The sequence below is a fragment of the Bradyrhizobium sp. USDA 4506 genome, assembly GCF_054058795.1.
The window spans coordinates 7565835-7582417 of record NZ_JBSSBM010000002.1; the positions used below are offsets into that span (position 1 = coordinate 7565835).

General features: G+C 65.4%; 17 protein-coding genes. 12 read left to right on the plus strand and 5 right to left on the minus strand.

The genetic code is table 11. The features are described from left to right. Positions 1 to 108 precede the first annotated feature (108 nt). From ACVIHF_RS37670 to ACVIHF_RS37690, 5 genes are all read left to right on the plus strand, one after another. Positions 109 to 504, plus strand: coding sequence for a YciI family protein (locus ACVIHF_RS37670; protein WP_057020112.1), 396 nt, complete (start codon positions 109 to 111; stop codon positions 502 to 504). An 89-nt stretch (positions 505 to 593) separates the two neighbouring features. Beyond that, positions 594 to 1877 carry an RNA polymerase sigma factor gene (locus ACVIHF_RS37675; protein ID WP_456793503.1) on the plus strand — a complete coding sequence of 428 codons (1284 nt, stop codon included), beginning with the start codon at positions 594 to 596 and terminating at the stop codon, positions 1875 to 1877. Positions 1878 to 2075: 198 nt separating this feature from the next. Further along, positions 2076 to 2453: a hypothetical protein gene (locus tag ACVIHF_RS37680; protein ID WP_456793504.1), complete on the plus strand. Its 378-nt coding sequence runs from the start codon at positions 2076 to 2078 to the stop codon at positions 2451 to 2453. Positions 2454 to 2461: 8 nt separating this feature from the next. After that, a complete protein-coding gene (locus tag ACVIHF_RS37685; RefSeq protein WP_253605020.1) occupies positions 2462 to 3670 on the plus strand; it encodes a putative zinc-binding metallopeptidase in 1209 nt (402 codons plus the stop codon). Beyond that, positions 3667 to 4701 (plus strand): D-alanine--D-alanine ligase family protein, encoded by a 1035-nt coding sequence (locus ACVIHF_RS37690; RefSeq protein ID WP_050382451.1) that lies wholly within the window; start codon positions 3667 to 3669, stop codon positions 4699 to 4701. Before ACVIHF_RS37685 ends, ACVIHF_RS37690 begins: the two co-directional genes overlap by 4 nt. A gap of 10 nt (positions 4702 to 4711) precedes the next feature. Here the strand turns inward: ACVIHF_RS37690 and ACVIHF_RS37695 are convergent, their stop codons facing one another. From ACVIHF_RS37695 to ACVIHF_RS37705, 3 genes are all read right to left on the minus strand, one after another. Beyond that, positions 4712 to 4984, minus strand: coding sequence for a hypothetical protein (locus tag ACVIHF_RS37695; protein ID WP_456793505.1), 273 nt, complete (start codon positions 4982 to 4984; stop codon positions 4712 to 4714). A 360-nt stretch (positions 4985 to 5344) separates the two neighbouring features. Continuing rightward, positions 5345 to 5971: a Crp/Fnr family transcriptional regulator gene (locus ACVIHF_RS37700; RefSeq protein ID WP_310880801.1), complete on the minus strand. Its 627-nt coding sequence runs from the start codon at positions 5969 to 5971 to the stop codon at positions 5345 to 5347. A gap of 138 nt (positions 5972 to 6109) precedes the next feature. After that, entirely contained in the window at positions 6110 to 7084 is a 975-nt protein-coding gene (locus ACVIHF_RS37705) for a lytic transglycosylase domain-containing protein (protein WP_456793506.1), read from the minus strand. A 187-nt stretch (positions 7085 to 7271) separates the two neighbouring features. Between ACVIHF_RS37705 and ACVIHF_RS37710 the strand changes: the two genes are divergently transcribed. From ACVIHF_RS37710 to ACVIHF_RS37735, 6 genes are all read left to right on the plus strand, one after another. After that, positions 7272 to 8291, plus strand: a complete 1020-nt coding sequence (locus tag ACVIHF_RS37710; RefSeq protein ID WP_456793507.1) for a L,D-transpeptidase family protein — start codon at positions 7272 to 7274, stop codon at positions 8289 to 8291. A gap of 188 nt (positions 8292 to 8479) precedes the next feature. Next, a complete protein-coding gene (locus tag ACVIHF_RS37715; protein ID WP_456793508.1) occupies positions 8480 to 9283 on the plus strand; it encodes a dienelactone hydrolase family protein in 804 nt (267 codons plus the stop codon). Positions 9284 to 9492: 209 nt separating this feature from the next. Next, positions 9493 to 11157, plus strand: a complete 1665-nt coding sequence (locus tag ACVIHF_RS37720; RefSeq protein WP_456793509.1) for a thiamine pyrophosphate-binding protein — start codon at positions 9493 to 9495, stop codon at positions 11155 to 11157. A gap of 113 nt (positions 11158 to 11270) precedes the next feature. After that, complete coding sequence (locus ACVIHF_RS37725; protein ID WP_168858220.1) at positions 11271 to 12041, plus strand: SDR family NAD(P)-dependent oxidoreductase; 771 nt, start codon at positions 11271 to 11273, stop codon at positions 12039 to 12041. A gap of 215 nt (positions 12042 to 12256) precedes the next feature. Further along, positions 12257 to 13174 (plus strand): DMT family transporter, encoded by a 918-nt coding sequence (locus ACVIHF_RS37730; protein WP_456793510.1) that lies wholly within the window; start codon positions 12257 to 12259, stop codon positions 13172 to 13174. A 105-nt stretch (positions 13175 to 13279) separates the two neighbouring features. Next, entirely contained in the window at positions 13280 to 14851 is a 1572-nt protein-coding gene (locus ACVIHF_RS37735; RefSeq protein ID WP_456793511.1) for a serine hydrolase domain-containing protein, read from the plus strand. Positions 14852 to 15136: 285 nt separating this feature from the next. Here ACVIHF_RS37735 and ACVIHF_RS37740 read toward each other — a convergent pair whose 3' ends face one another. Continuing rightward, a complete protein-coding gene (locus ACVIHF_RS37740; protein ID WP_162832420.1) occupies positions 15137 to 15313 on the minus strand; it encodes a hypothetical protein in 177 nt (58 codons plus the stop codon). Positions 15314 to 15700: 387 nt separating this feature from the next. Between ACVIHF_RS37740 and ACVIHF_RS37745 the strand changes: the two genes are divergently transcribed. Further along, a complete protein-coding gene (locus ACVIHF_RS37745; protein WP_016847287.1) occupies positions 15701 to 15829 on the plus strand; it encodes a hypothetical protein in 129 nt (42 codons plus the stop codon). Here the strand turns inward: ACVIHF_RS37745 and ACVIHF_RS37750 are convergent. Continuing rightward, positions 15826 to 16581 (minus strand): GntR family transcriptional regulator, encoded by a 756-nt coding sequence (locus ACVIHF_RS37750; RefSeq protein WP_028337580.1) that lies wholly within the window; start codon positions 16579 to 16581, stop codon positions 15826 to 15828. The genes ACVIHF_RS37745 and ACVIHF_RS37750 overlap by 4 nt on opposite strands. Positions 16582 to 16583 lie beyond the last annotated feature (2 nt).

Here is a 16583-nt window from a genome sequence, read left to right on the forward strand (position 1 = left end):
AAAAATTCCCTTTCCCATGTCGATTCACCTCCTCCCGGATCGTCGTTCCCGATAGCGAGCCGGTCTTGCGGCGATCATCGCCGCGTCTCGCCCAACAGGAGTTTTCCGATGCGCTTCATGTATATCGTCACCTCCGCGCAGCCCCCGGGCCCGCCGACGCCGGCTCTGATGGAGGCGATGGGCAGGCTTGCCGAGCGGGAAATCAAGGCGGGCCGCATGATCGACACCGGCGGGCTGTTGCCGGTCGCGATGGGCGCCCAGGTCCGCATCACCGACGGCAAGCTCAACGTGGTCGACGGGCCCTTCGTTGAGACCAAGGAGATGATCGGCGGCTATGCGATCTTCGAGCTCCGCAACAAGGAAGAGGCGGTCGCCGCCGCCGTGGAGTTCATGCAGCTGCACAAGGAGCATATGCCGGGTTGGGAGGGAACCTGTGAGGTTCGCCCGTTCGCCACCCCGGGCGCCGACGGCGGTTGTCAGGTCGATGTGTCCGCCTGCGCCTGATGCGCCGCGCGAACAGGGCGTTCGCAAGCGAAGTGGACGCCGGTTCGCGTGAAGACAACGCGTCAAGACGAGAATTCAGGTCGGCGGCGATGACGGCCGCCGACATCCAGGCCACGATTCTTGCGGTGTGGCGCATCGAGCAGCCGCGGCTGATCACCAGCCTGTCGCGGATGCTGCGCGACGTGCCGCTCGCCGAGGACCTGACCCAGGAAGCGCTGGTCGCCGCGCTCGAGCATTGGCCGGCCGATGGCGTGCCGGAAAAGCCCGGTGCCTGGCTGATGGCGACGGCCAAACGCCGCGCGCTCGACCATCTGCGCCGCAATCGCATGCTGGCCGAGAAGCACGGCGTGATCGCGCACGACCTGGCGCGGGAGCAGGAGACCATGCCCGACTTCGATGCCGCGCTCGACGACGATATCGGTGACGAATTGCTGCGGCTGATCTTCACCGCCTGCCATCCGCGCCTGTCGCGGGAGGCGCGCGCCGCGCTGGCGCTTCGGATGATCTGCGGCCTCACCACCGAGGAGATCGCGCGCGCTTTCCTGCAGGCGGAGGCGACCATCGCCCAGCGCATCGTGCGCGCCAAGCGCACATTGTCGGAGTCGGGCCTTGCCTACGAGACGCCGCGCGGCGAGGAGCTGTCCGAGCGGCTCGCCTCCGTGCTCGAGGTCGTCTACCTCATCTTCAACGAGGGCTATACCGCGGCAAGCGGCGACGAATGGCTGCGGCCGCAGCTCTGCAACGAGGCGCTGCGCATGGGCCGCGTGCTGACCTCGATCGCACCATCGGAGCCGGAGGCGCACGGCCTGCTGGCGCTGATGGAGTTCAACGCCTCGCGGATGGCGGCGCGCATCGATGCGTCCGGTGAGCCGATCCTGCTGATGGACCAGAACCGTGCGCGGTGGGATCGCCTGCAGATCCGCCGCGGGCAGCTCGCGCTGGCGCGCGCCCGCGAGCTCGGCGGCGCCGGCGGCTTCTATGTGCTGCAGGCCGCGATCGCCGCCTGCCACGCCGAGGCCGGCACCCCTGACGCGACCGACTGGCGCCGCATCGCCGCGCTGTACGGCGATCTCGCCGCGCTGTTGGATTCTCCCGTGATCGAGCTCAACCGCGCAGTTGCGATCGGCATGGCCGAGGGGGCGCTGGCCGCGCTCGCGATCGTCGACGGTCTCGCGGATGAGCCGGCGCTGAAATCCTATCATCTGCTGCCGAGCGTGCGCGGCGATCTGCTGCATAAGCTGAGCCGTTTCGCGGAGGCGCATGCCGCGTTCGAGGCCGCCGCCGCATTGGCCGGCAATTCGCGCGAGCGTGAGTTCCTCAAGCGACGCGCCGCGATCGCCGCGCGTGCCGCGCAGGATCATGGCTGCCGCTGACGGCTCCGCGATTCCGGCGGAGCGAAACCACGTAGCCCGCATGAGCGAAGCGACATGCGGGTCTTTGCCACGAGCGACCCCGGGTGTCGCTTCGCTCACCCGGGCTTCACAAGGTTGCTGCGGGTCGTCGTGTCCGCGATTTCGACTCAAACCTGCGGCATGCTCGGACGAAATTCTCTCGGACCGGGAACTGCCACCATGACGAAGCCATCCGTGCTGGCGATCGGCCTCGACCCTACCTTCGTCGATCTGTCCGTCATGCCGCAGTTCACGCCCGAACTGGTACGCAGCTATCTCGACGCGCAGATCGAGGGCCTGCGGACGCTCGGCTACGACGTCGAGAGCTGCCTGATCGACCTCGGCGATACGGCGGAAGCCGTGACGGCGGCGGCCCTCAACGCGCGCCGCTACGACTGCGTCGTGATCGGTGCCGGGCTGCGCGAGCTGCCGGAACGGCTCTTGCTGTTCGAGACGATCCTCAATCTGGTGCACCGGCTCGCCCCCGATGCCGCCATCTGCTTCAACACCAGGCCGGCCGACACCGCCGCGGCCGTGCAACGCTGGGTCAAGCCTTAGGACGCCAGATGAGCGTCGCCTTGAGCCGGCGAATCGGGCTCGGCGCGCTGCCCGCCGCGCAAGGCGGACACTCGGGCCGGCCCGATGCCGGCATTGGCCGGAGGCTCGCCGCGAAGGCCCGGCGGTTGTTGCCGGCGGCAACCTATGACACCATCCAGAGTCCGATTTGTTTTAGACTTTGGAAGCCTATGCCGCGCCGCAAATTTGCCTGGGAAAAGCTGACGGACGAGCAGTTGCTCGCGCAACCGCTCAACCGCCTGAGGGTTGCCGTCGAGGGCACCTGGCTCGCCGATTGTGTGAATACGCTCTATGAGGAGCTCGAGGAGCGCGGCATCCGGTTGCGGCCGCACACATGGATCTCGAGCGAATGGTTCAGCCCGGCCGATGTGCCCGGCATCGCGATCCCGTTCTACCTCGCCCATCCCCGCCTGATGAAGCTCGAGAAGAAGATGATGCTCGACGTCGAGGGCGCCTCGTGGTCCGAGTGCATGGCCATTCTTCGCCACGAGGCGGGGCACGCCGTGCAGCACGGCTACCAGCTGCAGCGCCGCCGGCGCTGGCAGCAGCTGTTCGGTCCGTCGTCGCAGCACTACCCGCGCTACTACCGGCCCAATCCGGCCAGCCGCAATTATGTCCAGCACCTTCGGCTCTGGTACGCGCAGAGCCATCCGGACGAGGACTTCGCCGAGACCTTCGCGGTGTGGCTGCGGCCGCGCTCGAACTGGCGGACGCGCTATGCCGGCTGGCCCGCGCTGAAGAAGCTCGAATATGTCGACGAGCTGATGGGCGAGATCGCCGGCAAGCGGCCGCTGCTCCCGACGCGCGAGCGGGTCGATCCGCTGCATACGCTCAAGCAAACGCTCGCCGAGCACTACAGGAAGAAGCAGGCATTCTACGCTTTCACTCCGCCGAAGACCTACGACCGCGATCTCTCCAAGCTGTTCTCCGCCGATCCGCGGCATTATCGGCGTCCGCCGGCCGCGGCCTTCATCAGGCGGCACCGCGCCCAGATCAGGCAGCTGGTGGCGCGGTGGACCGGCGAGAACCAGTTGACGCTCGATGCCGTGCTCGATGATATGATCTCGCGCTGCCGCGAGCTCAATCTGCGTGCCGTCGGCCCCGAGCAGAAGCTCGTGACAAACTTCACCATTTTGCTGACCGCCAAGACCATGCACGCGCTGTTCGGCCCGTCGCGCCGGAAATGGATCGCGCTATGAAACAGCTTCGCATTCTGGTGCTGATGCACCCGGATTGTGTGCCGCCCGACTCCAGCGATGGATACAGCGCGCGGGAGATCAACGAGTGGAAGACGGAATACGACGTCGTCAGCACCCTGCGCGCGGCCGGCCATGAGGTTCGTCCGCTCGGCGTGCAGGAGGAAATCAAGCCGGTGCGCGATGAGATCGAGGGCTTCAAACCGCACGTCGTGTTCACGCTGCTGGAGGAGTTTCACTACGACGTCGTGTACGACCAGCACATCGCAAGCTATCTCGAGCTGATGAAGATCGCCTATACCGGGTGCAACCCGCGCGGCCTGATCCTGGCGCGCGGCAAGGATCTGTCCAAGACGCTGGTGCACCATCGCCGGATTCCGGTGCCGGCCTTCGCGGTGTTTCCGATGCGCCGCAAGGTCAAGCGGCCGCCGCGTCTCGAGCTGCCGCTGATCGTCAAGAGCCTGAGCAGCGATGGATCGCTCGGCATCTCGCAGGCGTCGATCGTCGATACCGACGAGAAGCTCGCCGAGCGCGTCGCCTTCATCCATGAGCGGATCGGAACGGCCGCGATCGCCGAGCAGTTCATCGAGGGACGCGAGCTCTATGTCGGCGTGCTCGGCAACAACCGGCTGCGGGTGCTGCCGGTGTGGGAGCTGAAATTCGGCAGCATGGGCGGCCCCGCTGCGCGCCAGATCGCCACCGAAAAGGTCAAGCACGATACCAGCTATCAGGAGCGAGTCGGGATTGTCGACGGCCCGGCCGAGGATCTCACGCCGGAGCTATCCGCCCATATTCAACGGCTGGCGAAGCGCATCTACCGGACGCTGGGGCTCGATGGCTATGCGCGCATCGACTTCCGCCTGTCGACCAATGGCGTTCCGTATTTCATCGAAGCCAATCCCAATCCCGAAATCGCCAAGAGCCAGGAGTTCGCGACGGCCGCCGGGCATGACGGACTGGACTATCCGGATCTCCTGCAGCGCATCGTGACGCTCGGAATAAGCCGCGCCAAGGCCGGCGCATCGCTGGGCTGACCCGAGGCCGCTAAAGGCTGCGCTGCATCGGATGGCGTCGCGCATCTTTGGGGATGAACATCGCAAACGTTTCCCTAACGCGCGCGGCCGGCGTCACGTTGCCGGCGGCCGCGGACACAGGGGCTGCCGCCGGATGAAACGCGTCCGGTTCCGGCCAGCGCCGTGCAAGGACTTCGTTTACCGAAACCGGCATCGAGAGCCCATCACTGCGGCAGCTGTCGTAGACGTACAAACCGGCAAGAAAAATCGATACGACAACAAGGATCGTCCTGGAAATCGGCATTGTGCTTGCGCCTTCTTGATTGAGGCGGACAATGCCCGGCGACGGTGAACCGCGCGTTTAGCGCTCCGGTCGATCGGCCGATACGGTTCCCAACTCATGAACAGAGGCTTGCGTAAACGGCCCGCTTACCAATGCCTTCAAGGTTGCGGCAACCAGCTTTCCTCACCGGCGGGAAAGAAGTCTCTGGCATTGAGAGACCAACAACAAGACTGAGGAGGCACCATGTTCGTCGCCATTCGAGTCATGATCCTGATCGCCAGTGCATATGCCGGTTCGGCCGTTGCAGAGATGCAGTTTGCGCCGCTGCCGAGCCTTGCGGCGTCGTCCGCGCCGTAACGCCGGCAAGCGAGGCGGCGCGCTCTACGCCGGATTGGGCGCCGCCGCACCGACCCCGATCGCGCGGGCCGCGTTTTCCGTCATCCTCGTCGCCGTCAAGCGCAGGAAATACAGCGACAGTCCCGGGTTGCGCTCGCACAGCTTCCTCAGTGCGCTGTCGCTGATCCAGAGCAGATCTACATCGGTCGCGGCTTGAGCGGTTTGCGTGCGGCGGCGCTCGAGCGAAAACAGCCCGATCTCGCCGAACAGTTCACCCGCCGATACCCCGCGATCGATCTCGGGAAACCTGACCTCGCCGGACACGACCATGTACAGCAGGTCGGCGTCGTCGCCCTTCCTGAAGATCGTTTCTCCCGCCTTGAGATGCTTCGGCTGCATGAACGGCTGCAGCCAGTTCGGAGAAAGGTCCGTCGCTGCAGCACGCTTCGCTTTCCGAAGCAGCCGAACCATCTGGAACAGCAACACCACGTTCAGCGGCAGCAGAATGATATGCAGGATGAGCACCGGGTAGATCCGGTCGCCCAATCCATAGCTGATGAATGCCAAATTGCTAAATATCGCGACAGCGCGCAGGCTCAACATCGTACTCATGCAGAACGTCAGCAACACAAGCGCCGACGCCAGATAACCCAAACCATCGATCAACGTCATGACAACGCCCACTGGGAAATGAAAATTGCAAGCAAACCGATCTCAAAACGACCGGCAACATACACCAGTGCGCTCAGTTTCCTGAGCGGAAATGTGGCCGGCCCACGCTTGCGGCAGTGCACGCGTCGTGACGCGACCTCAGCTCGACGAGCGCACCCGCGAGGCCACGTGAATGGCGCGGGTCTTGCCGGATTTCGTTTTGGCGGCGACGACGGTCGGGCGCGCCTTGCCGAGCCGGGCCGCGCCCGGCGAGCTCTTCCCGAGCAGCAGCGCGAGCCGCTTGCGCGCGCGGCCGGCGACCGACCTTGCCGCCTCTCGCGCGGCCTCGGCCTTGCGGATGATCGTCGTCACCGCGGACGCCGGCGACGCCGCGACGAAGGCGACATCCTTCGCCTTCGAGAGGCCGCCTATGCCTTCGCACGGCGCTTCGCCCGGCAAGTCGATGCGGATGGCGAGCGTCTCGGCATGCTCGACCCAGTCCTCCGCCTTGGTGCCGGTGATGATCCGGACATAGTCGCGGGTCTCGCGCGGCAGCTCGCTCTGCCGGGCGAGCCATTTCTGGACGCGGCCGCTGCCGGCATTGTAGGCGGCCGCCGCCAGGCCGAGATTGCCGAAATCGTCGCGCAGCTTGCGCAGCAGTCTTGCGGATGCGGGCAACGCCTGCAGCGGATCGAAGGGATCGTCGAGCCCGACTTCGGCCGCCGTCTCCGGCATGAACTGCGCAACGCCCTGCGCACCGGCATGGCTGATCTCGTTCGAGCGAAAGCGGCTCTCCTGCCAGATCAGCCGCGCAAAGAACGCAACGGGGATTTCGCTCGCCTGCGCCGCGTCCTTCAGGCTATGGCAGAACTTGTCGATCGCGGACAGCTGTGACTCGGCCGCGGCATCGCTCGGCTGTGCCGCAGGCGCGGGCGTCCTGTCCGCGTCCGTCGCAGCGGGTGCCTCGCTGGCATCAGCGCTTTCGATAAAGCGCGCGGCAAACGGAACGGCGTCGGATGTCGCGTCGCGCGAGAATGTCGGGGCTTGGGTTGAGGCATTGACCGAGCCGGGCGAACGATCGAAATCGAGCATCAAGACAAGAAACGCGGCAAGCGCCGCGACGACAAATCGCATTTGCCTCCAGAGACCTTAATTGTGATGGGAGTTGCGCGCAAATGCACTTCGGATCACGACTTTTTAGCGGGTCGATTGCGGCGAAGCCGCGAAATCAGCTGTTCCGCCGCGGAACTTCGCCGCTGTTCGCATTGGAACTTCGACGCTTTCCGTAGCTTTACGGAAGATGATCACGGTGGGATGCACGATGTTCCGATCGTTTTCCGTTGCACGTTTTGCGATTGCACTTTTGCTCGTGTCGGCCGCGCCGGCGGTGGGCGCGGGTCTCGATGCGGCCGCGATCAACGACGTGGCCGCGCCGCCGGCAAAATTGCCGGACCGTCATCAGCTCAGCGCCTTCATTGCCAGGCTCGAGATCCTGCTCGACCGCGCGCATTTTTCTCCCGGCGAGATCGACGGCAAGCTGGGCGACAACGCGCAGAAGGCACTCAGGGCGTTTGCCGAGGCGAATGGATTGTCCTTCGACAAGACGGTGACGCCGGAGCTCTGGAGCGGGCTCACAGCCGCCAGCGAGGGGCCTGCGATCGTCAGCTACACGATCGTCGACGCCGACGTGAAGGGGCCGTTCGCGAAGAGGATCCCCGCGAAGATGGAGAGCATGAAGAGCTTGCCGGCGCTGGGCTACACCAGTCCACGCGAAGCGCTCGCCGAAAAATTCCACATGAGCGAGGCGCTGCTTCAGGCGCTCAATCCGGGACAGACGTTCGACAAGGCCGGCGAGACCATTGCGGTTGCGAACGTCGCCGATGCCGGAAAACCGCCGCAAGTCGCGCGCGTCGAGGTCGACAAGACGCGGCAGGCGCTCAGCACGTTCGATGCAGCAGGCAAGCTGCTCGGCTTCTATCCTGCGACGGTCGGCAGCGCGGAGAAGCCGACGCCGAGCGGAACGCTGAAGGTGACAGCGATCAACAAGAACCCGACCTATCGCTACAATCCGGAATACGCGTTCAAGGGCGTCAGATCGAAGACGCCGTTCACGATCAGGCCCGGTCCGAACAACCCGGTCGGTGTGGTCTGGATCAACCTCTCGGGCGAAGGCTATGGCATTCACGGCACGCCCGATCCCGGCAAGGTCTCCAAGGCGGAGTCCCACGGCTGCGTCCGGCTCACCAACTGGGACGCGCAGCGCGTCGCGGCCGGTGTCGCGAAGGGCACGCTGGTTGCGTTCATCGATAGCGCGACAAGCTCAGCAACGGCGACGCGCTGACCTTGACGCAACATCGTTCACAGATCAGCAACCGACAGAAATGTTGGCGCGCTCGGCCGCGGGCCGGACGCCCGCGCGCTCGGGAGATGATGCGCAGCCGGCGAGCGAAGCGGCTCCGCTTTCCAAGCCTAGCGCAGGATTCGCTGGTATGCCAATGTCGCGTCGTGCCAAACCCGCAGGAGGTCAGCATGCGAACGATCATAACGAACATAGTGGGAGCACTCTGCGCCATCGCGATGGTCGCGAGCGCACACGCAGCGGTCAAGGAAGAGCCGGTCACCTATACCGACGGCGAGACCACGATGAAGGGCTTCGTCGTCTATGACGACGCGACCCAGGCCAAGCGGCCCGGCATCGTCATGGTGCACGAATGGTGGGGCATCACCCCGCATATCCATAACGAGGCGCGGAAGTTCGCGGAGCAGGGCTACGTGGCCTTCATCGCGGATATGTACGGCGACGCCAAGACTGCCGACAACCCGAAGGATGCCGGCGCGCTCTCGGGCTCGGTGATGAAGAACCCGAAGGTGATGGAGCAGCGCTTCAATGCCGCGCGCGAGCAACTCGCCAAGCAGGCCTCGGTCAATCCGCAGCGGATCGGCGCCGTCGGTTACTGCTTCGGCGGCGCGGTGGTGCTGAACATGGCGCGCACTGGCGCCGATCTTGCCGCCGTCGCGGGCTTCCACGCATCGCTCGGTCTCAACACGCCCGCACCGGCGCCGGGCACCGTCAAGGCGAAAATCCTGATCCTGAACGGCGCCGACGACCCGTTCGTGAAGCGCGAGCAGTATGATGCGCTGAAGAAGGATTTCGACACGGCGAAGGCCGATTACCGGATCGTCGAGTATCCCGGTGCGGTGCACGCATTCACCAACCCCGAAGCCACCGAGCTCGGCAAGAAGTTCAATTTGCCGCTCAGATACGATGCCAAGGCCGATCAGGAATCCAAGGCCGAAGCCGCCAAGCTGTTTGCCGCCAACCTCAAGAAATAAGCAAAAGGGCCACCCAAAACGGTGGCCCTTTTCATTCGTGGCTGCTTTGGCCGCGGAAGTGGCATGCGGCCTCGCTGGCGCGGCCGCGCCTTGAAGCCATGCGGAAGACGCAGCCGGCCGCGCGGATGCCAGCCGTCTCGCACGGTTGCCACGGGGCTCTCCCCGGCCGATGATGCGCAAAACGGATCAGAACAATCGAGAGAGAGCGAATGCGCGGGCGTCGTGTGCTGATGGAATCGTTCGTGTCGCACGGCGTGCGTCATATCTTCGGCAATCCCGGCACGACCGAAACGCCGCTGCTCGATAGCCTGCCGGCATTTCCGCAACTCGAATACATCATGGCGCTGCATGAAGGTGTCGCGGTCAGCGCCGCCAGCTTCTACGCGCAGGCGTCGGGGCGGGTCACCGTCGCCAACCTGCACGTCGCTCCAGGCCTCGGCAACGGTATCGGCTCGCTGTACGGCGCGCTGAAGGCGGGTTCGCCCGTGGTCGTGACGGCCGGCCAGCAGGATACGCGAATGCGGCTGAAGAATCCGCTGCTCGGCCATGACCTCGTCGCGATGGCGGCGCCGGTGACCAAGTGGAGCGTGCAGATCGAGCGCGCCGACGAGATCGCGCCGATCATGCGCCGCGCGTTCAAGGTGGCGACCGATGCGCCGCAGGGGCCGGTGTTCGTGTCGCTGCCGATCGACGTCATGGAACAGGAGACCGCGGTCGATGCTCTGGCGCCGGACAATTTGTGGCGCTCGACGCGCCCCGATCCGGCCGGCATCGAAGCGCTTGTCGCGCTGCTTCTGAAGTCGAAGAAGCCGGCCATCATCGCCGGCGACGACGGGGCACGATCGGGCGGCGAGCAGGCGCTGGTGGCGCTCACGGAAGCGATCGGCGCCACCGTGTGGTTCGAGGGGCTGCGCCATCACGCGCCGTTCCCGACCAGCCATCCGAGCTATCGCCAGTCGCTTCCGGGCGACGCAAGGCAGGTGCGCAAGGCGCTCGGCGATATCGATCTCGTGCTGCTGATCGGCGGTCCGTTCTTTGAGGACATCTGGTTTGCGCCTGGTGGCCACATCCCTGACGGTGCGTCCCTGCTGCAGATCGAAGCCTCGGCCGAGCGTCTCGCGCTCAACAACCGGCTCGATGCCGGCATCGTCGGCGACATCGCCGTCAGCGTCAGTGCATTGTCGGAAGCGGTACGTGCAAAGGCGGGCGCCGACTTCAGGCAGGCCGCGCAGAACCGCAATGCCGCGCTGGCCGAACTGCAGGCGAAGGAGAAGGAGGCCTATCGCGCGCGCGTCGAGAAAAGCTGGGACCGCCAGCCGACCGCGATGCCGCGCCTCACCGCGGAATTGCGTCGCGGCCTGCCCGATGATGTCGTCATCGTCGATGAAAGCATCACGGCGAGCCTCGATCTCGCGCGCGCCTTCGACTATCGCGGCTTCGGCGATTATTTCGGCGGCCGCGGCGGCGGCATCGGCCAGGGCCTCGCCGGGGCGATCGGCGTCAAGGTCGCGATGCCGGATCGTCCGGTGGTCGCGATCTCCGGCGACGGCTCGGCGATGTACGCGATCCAGGCGCTGTGGACCGCCGCGCACCACAAGCTTGCGATCGTGTTCGTGGTGCTGGCGAACCGCGAGTATCGCATCCTCAAGCACAATGTGGACGTCTGGCGGCAGAACTTCGAAGCCGGCACCCAGCATCCCTATCAGAACATGGATATCACCGGCCCCGCGCTCGACTTCGTGCATCTCGCGGCCGGCATGGGCGTCGAGGCGGTCAGGGTCGAGAAGGCCGACGACATTGCCGGTGCCGTCGCAAAGGCTGTCGCGGCGCAGCGGCCGTACCTCGTCGAGATCGCAATCGAAGGCAAGCGCTAGAGCATGATCCGGAAAAGTGCGAAGCGGTTTTCCGACAAGATCATGTTCAAACAGGGAGCAAAGAGCGCGATGACGATTCGATTCGATCGCGTCGCGCTTTAGAGGAGTTTCTCATGGCAGGCATTCTGGACGGCAAGGCTGCATTGGTGACGGGCGGCGGCTCCGGCATCGGCCGGGCGACGGCGATCGCCATGGCGCGTGAAGGCGCGCGCGTGGCGGTGTCGGACCTCTCGAAGGACGGCATCGAGGAGACGGTCGCGCTGATCAATGCCGCCGGCGGCCAGTCGATCGCGATCCAGGGCGACGTCACCGACGAGGCCGAGGTCGCGAACATGGTGGCCCGCACGGTTTCGGCGTTCGGGCGCATCGATTGTGCGTTCAACAATGCCGGCGTTGCCGGGCGCTCCGTCGGGCCGCCCGGCCAGCGCATTCATGAACTCACCCAGGCCTCGGTGGCCAAGATGTTCTCGGTGAATCTGATGGGCGTGTTCCTGTGCCTGAAATACGAGGTCGCGCAAATGCTCAAACAGGGCGGTGGCGGCGCCATCGTCAACACGGCCTCGATCGCAGGCCTGGTCGGCCTCGCGACGTCCGGCCACTATGTCGCGACCAAGCACGGTGTCGTCGGGCTGACCAAGTCCGCCGCGATCGAATATGCCCAGGACGGCATCCGCGTGAATTGCGTCAATCCCGGATACATCAAGACGCCGATGACCAAGGAGACGATGGACGAACGCTATGACGAGATCATCGCCAAGGTGCCGGTCCGTCGCCTCGGCGTGCCCGAGGAAATCGCCGAAGCCGTGGTCTGGATGTGCTCGGACAAGGCGTCGTTCATGACCGGCGCATCGCACGTGGTCGACGGCGGCTATAGCGCCGCCTGATCTTCCGAAGGGCCTAGGTCCCACGTCTTGTCTGTGAAAGGCCAGCTTCCCTTAGGGTGAACCGGCCCTCGAGCTCGCCCTTTGCAGCAAACGGACATCGCGGCAGCGCGGAATGACGTCAAAGCTTGATCCAAGCGGACCCTGGCTGGCTTGCGCCAACCAGCCGTGCGTATCGATGGGTTGATCCGCTTCCAACACTAACGTAGTCGTTCGCGATGAGCGAACGCACGGCCGGCGCCAAGGCCGCAGCCCTTCCGGATACGAAAGCCATCCTGCTCGGGGTCGCATGCGGCCTCGGTGCGGCGCTGTGCTGGGCGCTCGGCTTCGTGGCGACCCGACACGGCCTGAAGGTCGGTTTCACACCGGTCGACCTGCTGATGCATCGCTTCCTGTGGTCGGGCATCGTCTTCCTGCCGCTCGTTGTGCGCGCCGGCCTCCGCGATCTCTGCGGCATCGGCTGGGGCCGCGGCATGGCGCTGATGCTGCTGGGCGGGCCGGTGATGTCGCTGATCAGCTATGCCGGCTTCATGTTCGTGCCGCTGGGGCATGGCAGCGTGATCCAGCCGTCCTGCGCGACGCTGGGTGGATTGTTTCTCGCGGTCGTCTTGCTGAAGGAAGCGGTCTCGCTCTCGCGGGCAGCCGGCGCTGTCGTCGTCGTCGTCGGCCTTGCCGTGATCGGCAGCGAGTCGATCGGCCATATGGGGCCGAGCGCCGTGATCGGCGATTTGATCTTCGTTGCGACCGGCTTGATGTTCGCAGGCTTCGCCACGCTGGTGCGCTATTGGCGTGTCTCGGCGTTCTCCGTGGCCAGCGTCATCAGCGTGCTGTCGCTCTCGCTGTTTCCGCTGTACGCCGCCTCGGGTGGGCTCGCTCGCGATGCGGCCATCGGCCTGCATGAAAACGCGCTGCAGGCCATCGCCCAGGGCATCCTGGCCGGGCCCGCGGCGATGTATCTGTTCGCGGTGTCGATCCAGCGCCTCGGCGTTGCCCGCGCAGCCGTATTTCCTGCGACCGTGCCGGTGCTGACCCTGCTGTTGGGATGGCTCCTGATCGGCGAGCCACCGACCACGCTGCAGGCGGCCGGATTGGCCGCCGTGTTGGTCGGATTCTATCTCGCGCAGCGGCAGCGCTAGACGGCTTTGCCGACGTCCTGATGGCGCGCGGTCGCGGCGACGATTGACAAGCAAGCGAGGGATCGCGGATGGTGCGGCTCTCCGCCGTGTCGCAATGAGACGCCGATGCAGGTTCAACGTTTGGCGCTGCCGATGCTTGCAGGGCTCGTGCTTGCAGCTTCGGCTTTGTCGGGCGCAGCCCAGGCGCAAGGCGCCGCCGAGCCGGTACCGCAGACCTCGCAGTGGCAGACCTGGCAGTGGCAGACCTCGACGCCGGAAGAGCAGGGGATGGATTCCGCCGCGCTGGCGCGGCTCGTCAATGACGGCGCGGCCCACAGTCTCGATAGCCTCCTGATCGCGCGGCACGGCCGGATCGTGCTCGACGCCTATTATGCGCCCTACACGCCGGAGATCCCGCATCTGTTCAATTCCGTCACCAAGGCGGTGACCGGCACGCTGGTCGCGATGCTGCTCAGGGATGGCGTGCTCGACAACCTCGACCATCGCATGGTGGATTTCTTCGGCGATCGCAGCATCGCCAATCTCGACGACCGCAAGCGGGCGATCACGGTCCAGACCATGCTGGACATGACCTCGGGAATGGCCTGGACCGAAGGCGTTGAGGGTGGCCGACCGGACTCGCTGATCGAGTGGGGGCGCAGCCCTGATGCGATCCAGTTCATCCTCGACCGCCCGATGGCGAAGGCGCCGGGCGAGGCGTTTGATTATAACACCGGCAATGCGCAGCTGTTGGCTGCGATCATCAACAAGCTCACCGGCATGAGCGCGCGGGACTACGCGGTGACCAAACTGTTTCGCCCGCTCGGGATAGCCGCGCCGTACTGGCACAGCATCGGTCCCGGACTGACGCAGGGCGGCGGCGGGCTTCAGCTCGCGCCGCGCGACGCGGCCAGGATCGGTCTGCTCTATCTGCATGACGGTGAATGGGACGGGCAGCGCTTGCTGCCGACCGGCTGGGTCGACCGCATCAGGCATGCGACGACGGAGATGCACGCCTCGTTCGACTCATCGTTGCGCTACGCCAATTTCTTCTGGGTCATGCCGCAGCGGCAGGTTGTCATGGCGGTCGGCGACCGCTGCCAGCTCCTCATGCTGTTTCCCGCGCTCGACATCGTCACCGTCGTGACCGCGCGCGACTATTGCTCGTTCGGCAGAATGGCCGACGAGATTTCGGGCGCGGTCAAATCCGACACGGCGCTGCCGGTGAACTCCGTCGGCGGCAATCAGCTCGCGGGCGCGTTGCGCGATATCGCAACCGAGAAGCTGTCGACGGTTGGTGCCGTGCCCGAGACGGCCGCCGCCATCTCCGGCAAGACCTGGCGCTTCCCGGCCAATGGCTTCAATTTGCGGGCACTGACGCTGCATCTGACGGATCAGCCCGCGCACTACGAACTCGAAACGGCGACGCCGGATTCGGCGAGGCCGGTGACGACACTGGCGGGACCGATCGGGCTCGACGGTGCCTACCGTCTCGGTCAACCGACGGCGCTCGGCGTGATGGCGCTGAAAGGGACGTGGCAGGACAACCAGACATTCGCGATCGATCTGCGTCTGGTCGGCGGCGATACCGACCGCCGATGGCTGCTGTCGTTCGATGGCGGCAAGGCCCGGCTCAGCGGCAAGGATCGCTTCGGCCGCGACGTTAAGGCCGACGCTGAAGCGCCGGGCGCGCAATAGCTCGAGCGCGGGCCGCGTCCCTGTCCATTTCGGGCACGTGAAGCTCGGCTTCCTTCGCGTCGTCCCGGCGAAGGCCGGGACCCATACGCCGCGGCGGACGTTGTAGCTGGGACTGGTCGTGCAATAGTGCAGAAGGCGTCGTGCCCGCGCAGCGACCTTGGCGGCATGATCGCAGGAAATCACGACCGGCGTACGCCAACACGCACACCGGCCATGGCAGACGGCCGCGCGAATCGACAATGCTAAGGAAACTATGCGCCCGAGGCTCTCAGCGCGGCGGCGACCTTATTGGTCCACCTTCGGCGTCTTGCCCGCAATGTCGAGGCCGAACCGGAGCGCGCGCTCCTGGCGCTCTTCCGTCAGCAGCTTCAATTCCCGTTCCAGCGACCGCGCCACCTCGTCCTGGGTTTCCTTGGAGCGGCGACGGGAGTCGCCTTGCGGTTTGGCCGGTTCGGCAGTCACGGGAGAAGCCCTTGTCATCACAGTGTCACAGGCCCTGATCGCACGGCGGGAGTCGGGGCGACAATCAAAAAGAATTCAGTGGGTGCATCTTTGGAAGGTTTGCTGTGCGTCTGATTCAAATTTGGGCAGAAAATTCTCTTAAGTGTTGCCTCGAATGGAGCCGGACCCCTTCGGCCCGCCGTCTCATCAATTCGGATAAGAGAGCCCGGTTCCGACGAAATCATTTCCGGATTCGCACGAAGGCGTCCTGAAACCGACAAGGTCTAACCTTAGTAGCGTTGTGAAGGACGGCTGCCTGGTGAGACGCTGAGGACTGCGGTGGTGAGATTCACGACCTGGGTCGAGAGGTCAGTCGGTCCTCCTGAGACGTTGGGGATGATCCCGGAAATGAAGAAGTTGAATGCTGTGCCTTATGTCTGGGCGGCCGCGCTGATTGCGGTCGCGATCTGGGGCGTGAGCGGCACCCCGCAGACGGCACACACCTCTGCCAGCACCCATCTGGCCCGGGTGCGCTAGAGCTTCGGCCGCAGCGAGCGCTGCATATCCATCGTGTAGGTGTAGCGCCCCTCGGGGTGCGTGGTGATGGTGACCTCGAACAGTTCCTCGCGCTGGCCGTAGTAGCGGCGTACCACGGTGAGTGCCGGCGAGCCGGTCTTGACGCCGAGCGCCCTGGCGATCGGCGCCGGCATGCCCCGCACGAAGATTTCCATCTGCGCGCGCTCGGTGACCTGGCCGTACATCCTGGCAATCTGCTCATGCACCGGGGTGCGGCCGTGGTCGGGCCGGGTCACGACATCGGCGAACCTGCGCAGCACGTAGATCTCGGCCCAGCCGAGCGGGGCTGCGAACTGGTCGGAGCGGCGCACCGCCTCGATCAGGAACCAGCTCTTGCCGGGCTCGCATTTCAAGAGCCCGGCCAGCTTGCGGTCGGCGACGATGTCGCTGCTCGCAACGACCTCGCGGTAGGTTTCGTTGGAATAACGCAGCCACTCGCCGAGCGACTTGACGCTGTGGGTGAACAGCACCGGCGGCTCGGATGCGATCACCACCGAGCCGAGGCCGGCGCGGCGCACGATCAGGCCCTGGTCGATCAGGATGCGCAGCGCCTCGCGCACGGTCTGCCGGCTGGCCTGATAGCTCGCCATCAGCTCGGTCTCGGTCGGCAGCAGATTGCCGACCGCGTAGGTGCCGAGCCGGATGTCCTTCTGCAGTCCGGTGGCGATGTCGCGGTAGCGGGACGATCGCGCTCGGTCCGGTTGTTCAGACATGG

Excerpts from the sequence above, each read along its gene's own strand:
- ACVIHF_RS37670 (WP_057020112.1), top strand. The coding sequence starts at position 109 with ATGCGCTTCATGTATATCGTCACCTCCGCGCAGCCCCCGGGCCCGCCG.
- ACVIHF_RS37675 (WP_456793503.1), top strand. The coding sequence starts at position 594 with ATGACGGCCGCCGACATCCAGGCCACGATTCTTGCGGTGTGGCGCATC.
- ACVIHF_RS37680 (WP_456793504.1), top strand. The coding sequence starts at position 2,076 with ATGACGAAGCCATCCGTGCTGGCGATCGGCCTCGACCCTACCTTCGTC.
- ACVIHF_RS37685 (WP_253605020.1), top strand. The coding sequence starts at position 2,462 with ATGAGCGTCGCCTTGAGCCGGCGAATCGGGCTCGGCGCGCTGCCCGCC.
- ACVIHF_RS37690 (WP_050382451.1), top strand. The coding sequence starts at position 3,667 with ATGAAACAGCTTCGCATTCTGGTGCTGATGCACCCGGATTGTGTGCCG.
- ACVIHF_RS37695 (WP_456793505.1), bottom strand. The coding sequence starts at position 4,984 with ATGCCGATTTCCAGGACGATCCTTGTTGTCGTATCGATTTTTCTTGCC.
- ACVIHF_RS37700 (WP_310880801.1), bottom strand. The coding sequence starts at position 5,971 with ATGACGTTGATCGATGGTTTGGGTTATCTGGCGTCGGCGCTTGTGTTG.
- ACVIHF_RS37705 (WP_456793506.1), bottom strand. The coding sequence starts at position 7,084 with ATGCGATTTGTCGTCGCGGCGCTTGCCGCGTTTCTTGTCTTGATGCTC.
- ACVIHF_RS37710 (WP_456793507.1), top strand. The coding sequence starts at position 7,272 with ATGTTCCGATCGTTTTCCGTTGCACGTTTTGCGATTGCACTTTTGCTC.
- ACVIHF_RS37715 (WP_456793508.1), top strand. The coding sequence starts at position 8,480 with ATGCGAACGATCATAACGAACATAGTGGGAGCACTCTGCGCCATCGCG.
- ACVIHF_RS37720 (WP_456793509.1), top strand. The coding sequence starts at position 9,493 with ATGCGCGGGCGTCGTGTGCTGATGGAATCGTTCGTGTCGCACGGCGTG.
- ACVIHF_RS37725 (WP_168858220.1), top strand. The coding sequence starts at position 11,271 with ATGGCAGGCATTCTGGACGGCAAGGCTGCATTGGTGACGGGCGGCGGC.
- ACVIHF_RS37730 (WP_456793510.1), top strand. The coding sequence starts at position 12,257 with ATGAGCGAACGCACGGCCGGCGCCAAGGCCGCAGCCCTTCCGGATACG.
- ACVIHF_RS37735 (WP_456793511.1), top strand. The coding sequence starts at position 13,280 with ATGCAGGTTCAACGTTTGGCGCTGCCGATGCTTGCAGGGCTCGTGCTT.
- ACVIHF_RS37745 (WP_016847287.1), top strand. The coding sequence starts at position 15,701 with ATGAAGAAGTTGAATGCTGTGCCTTATGTCTGGGCGGCCGCGCTGATT.
- ACVIHF_RS37750 (WP_028337580.1), bottom strand. The coding sequence starts at position 16,581 with ATGTCTGAACAACCGGACCGAGCGCGATCGTCCCGCTACCGCGACATC.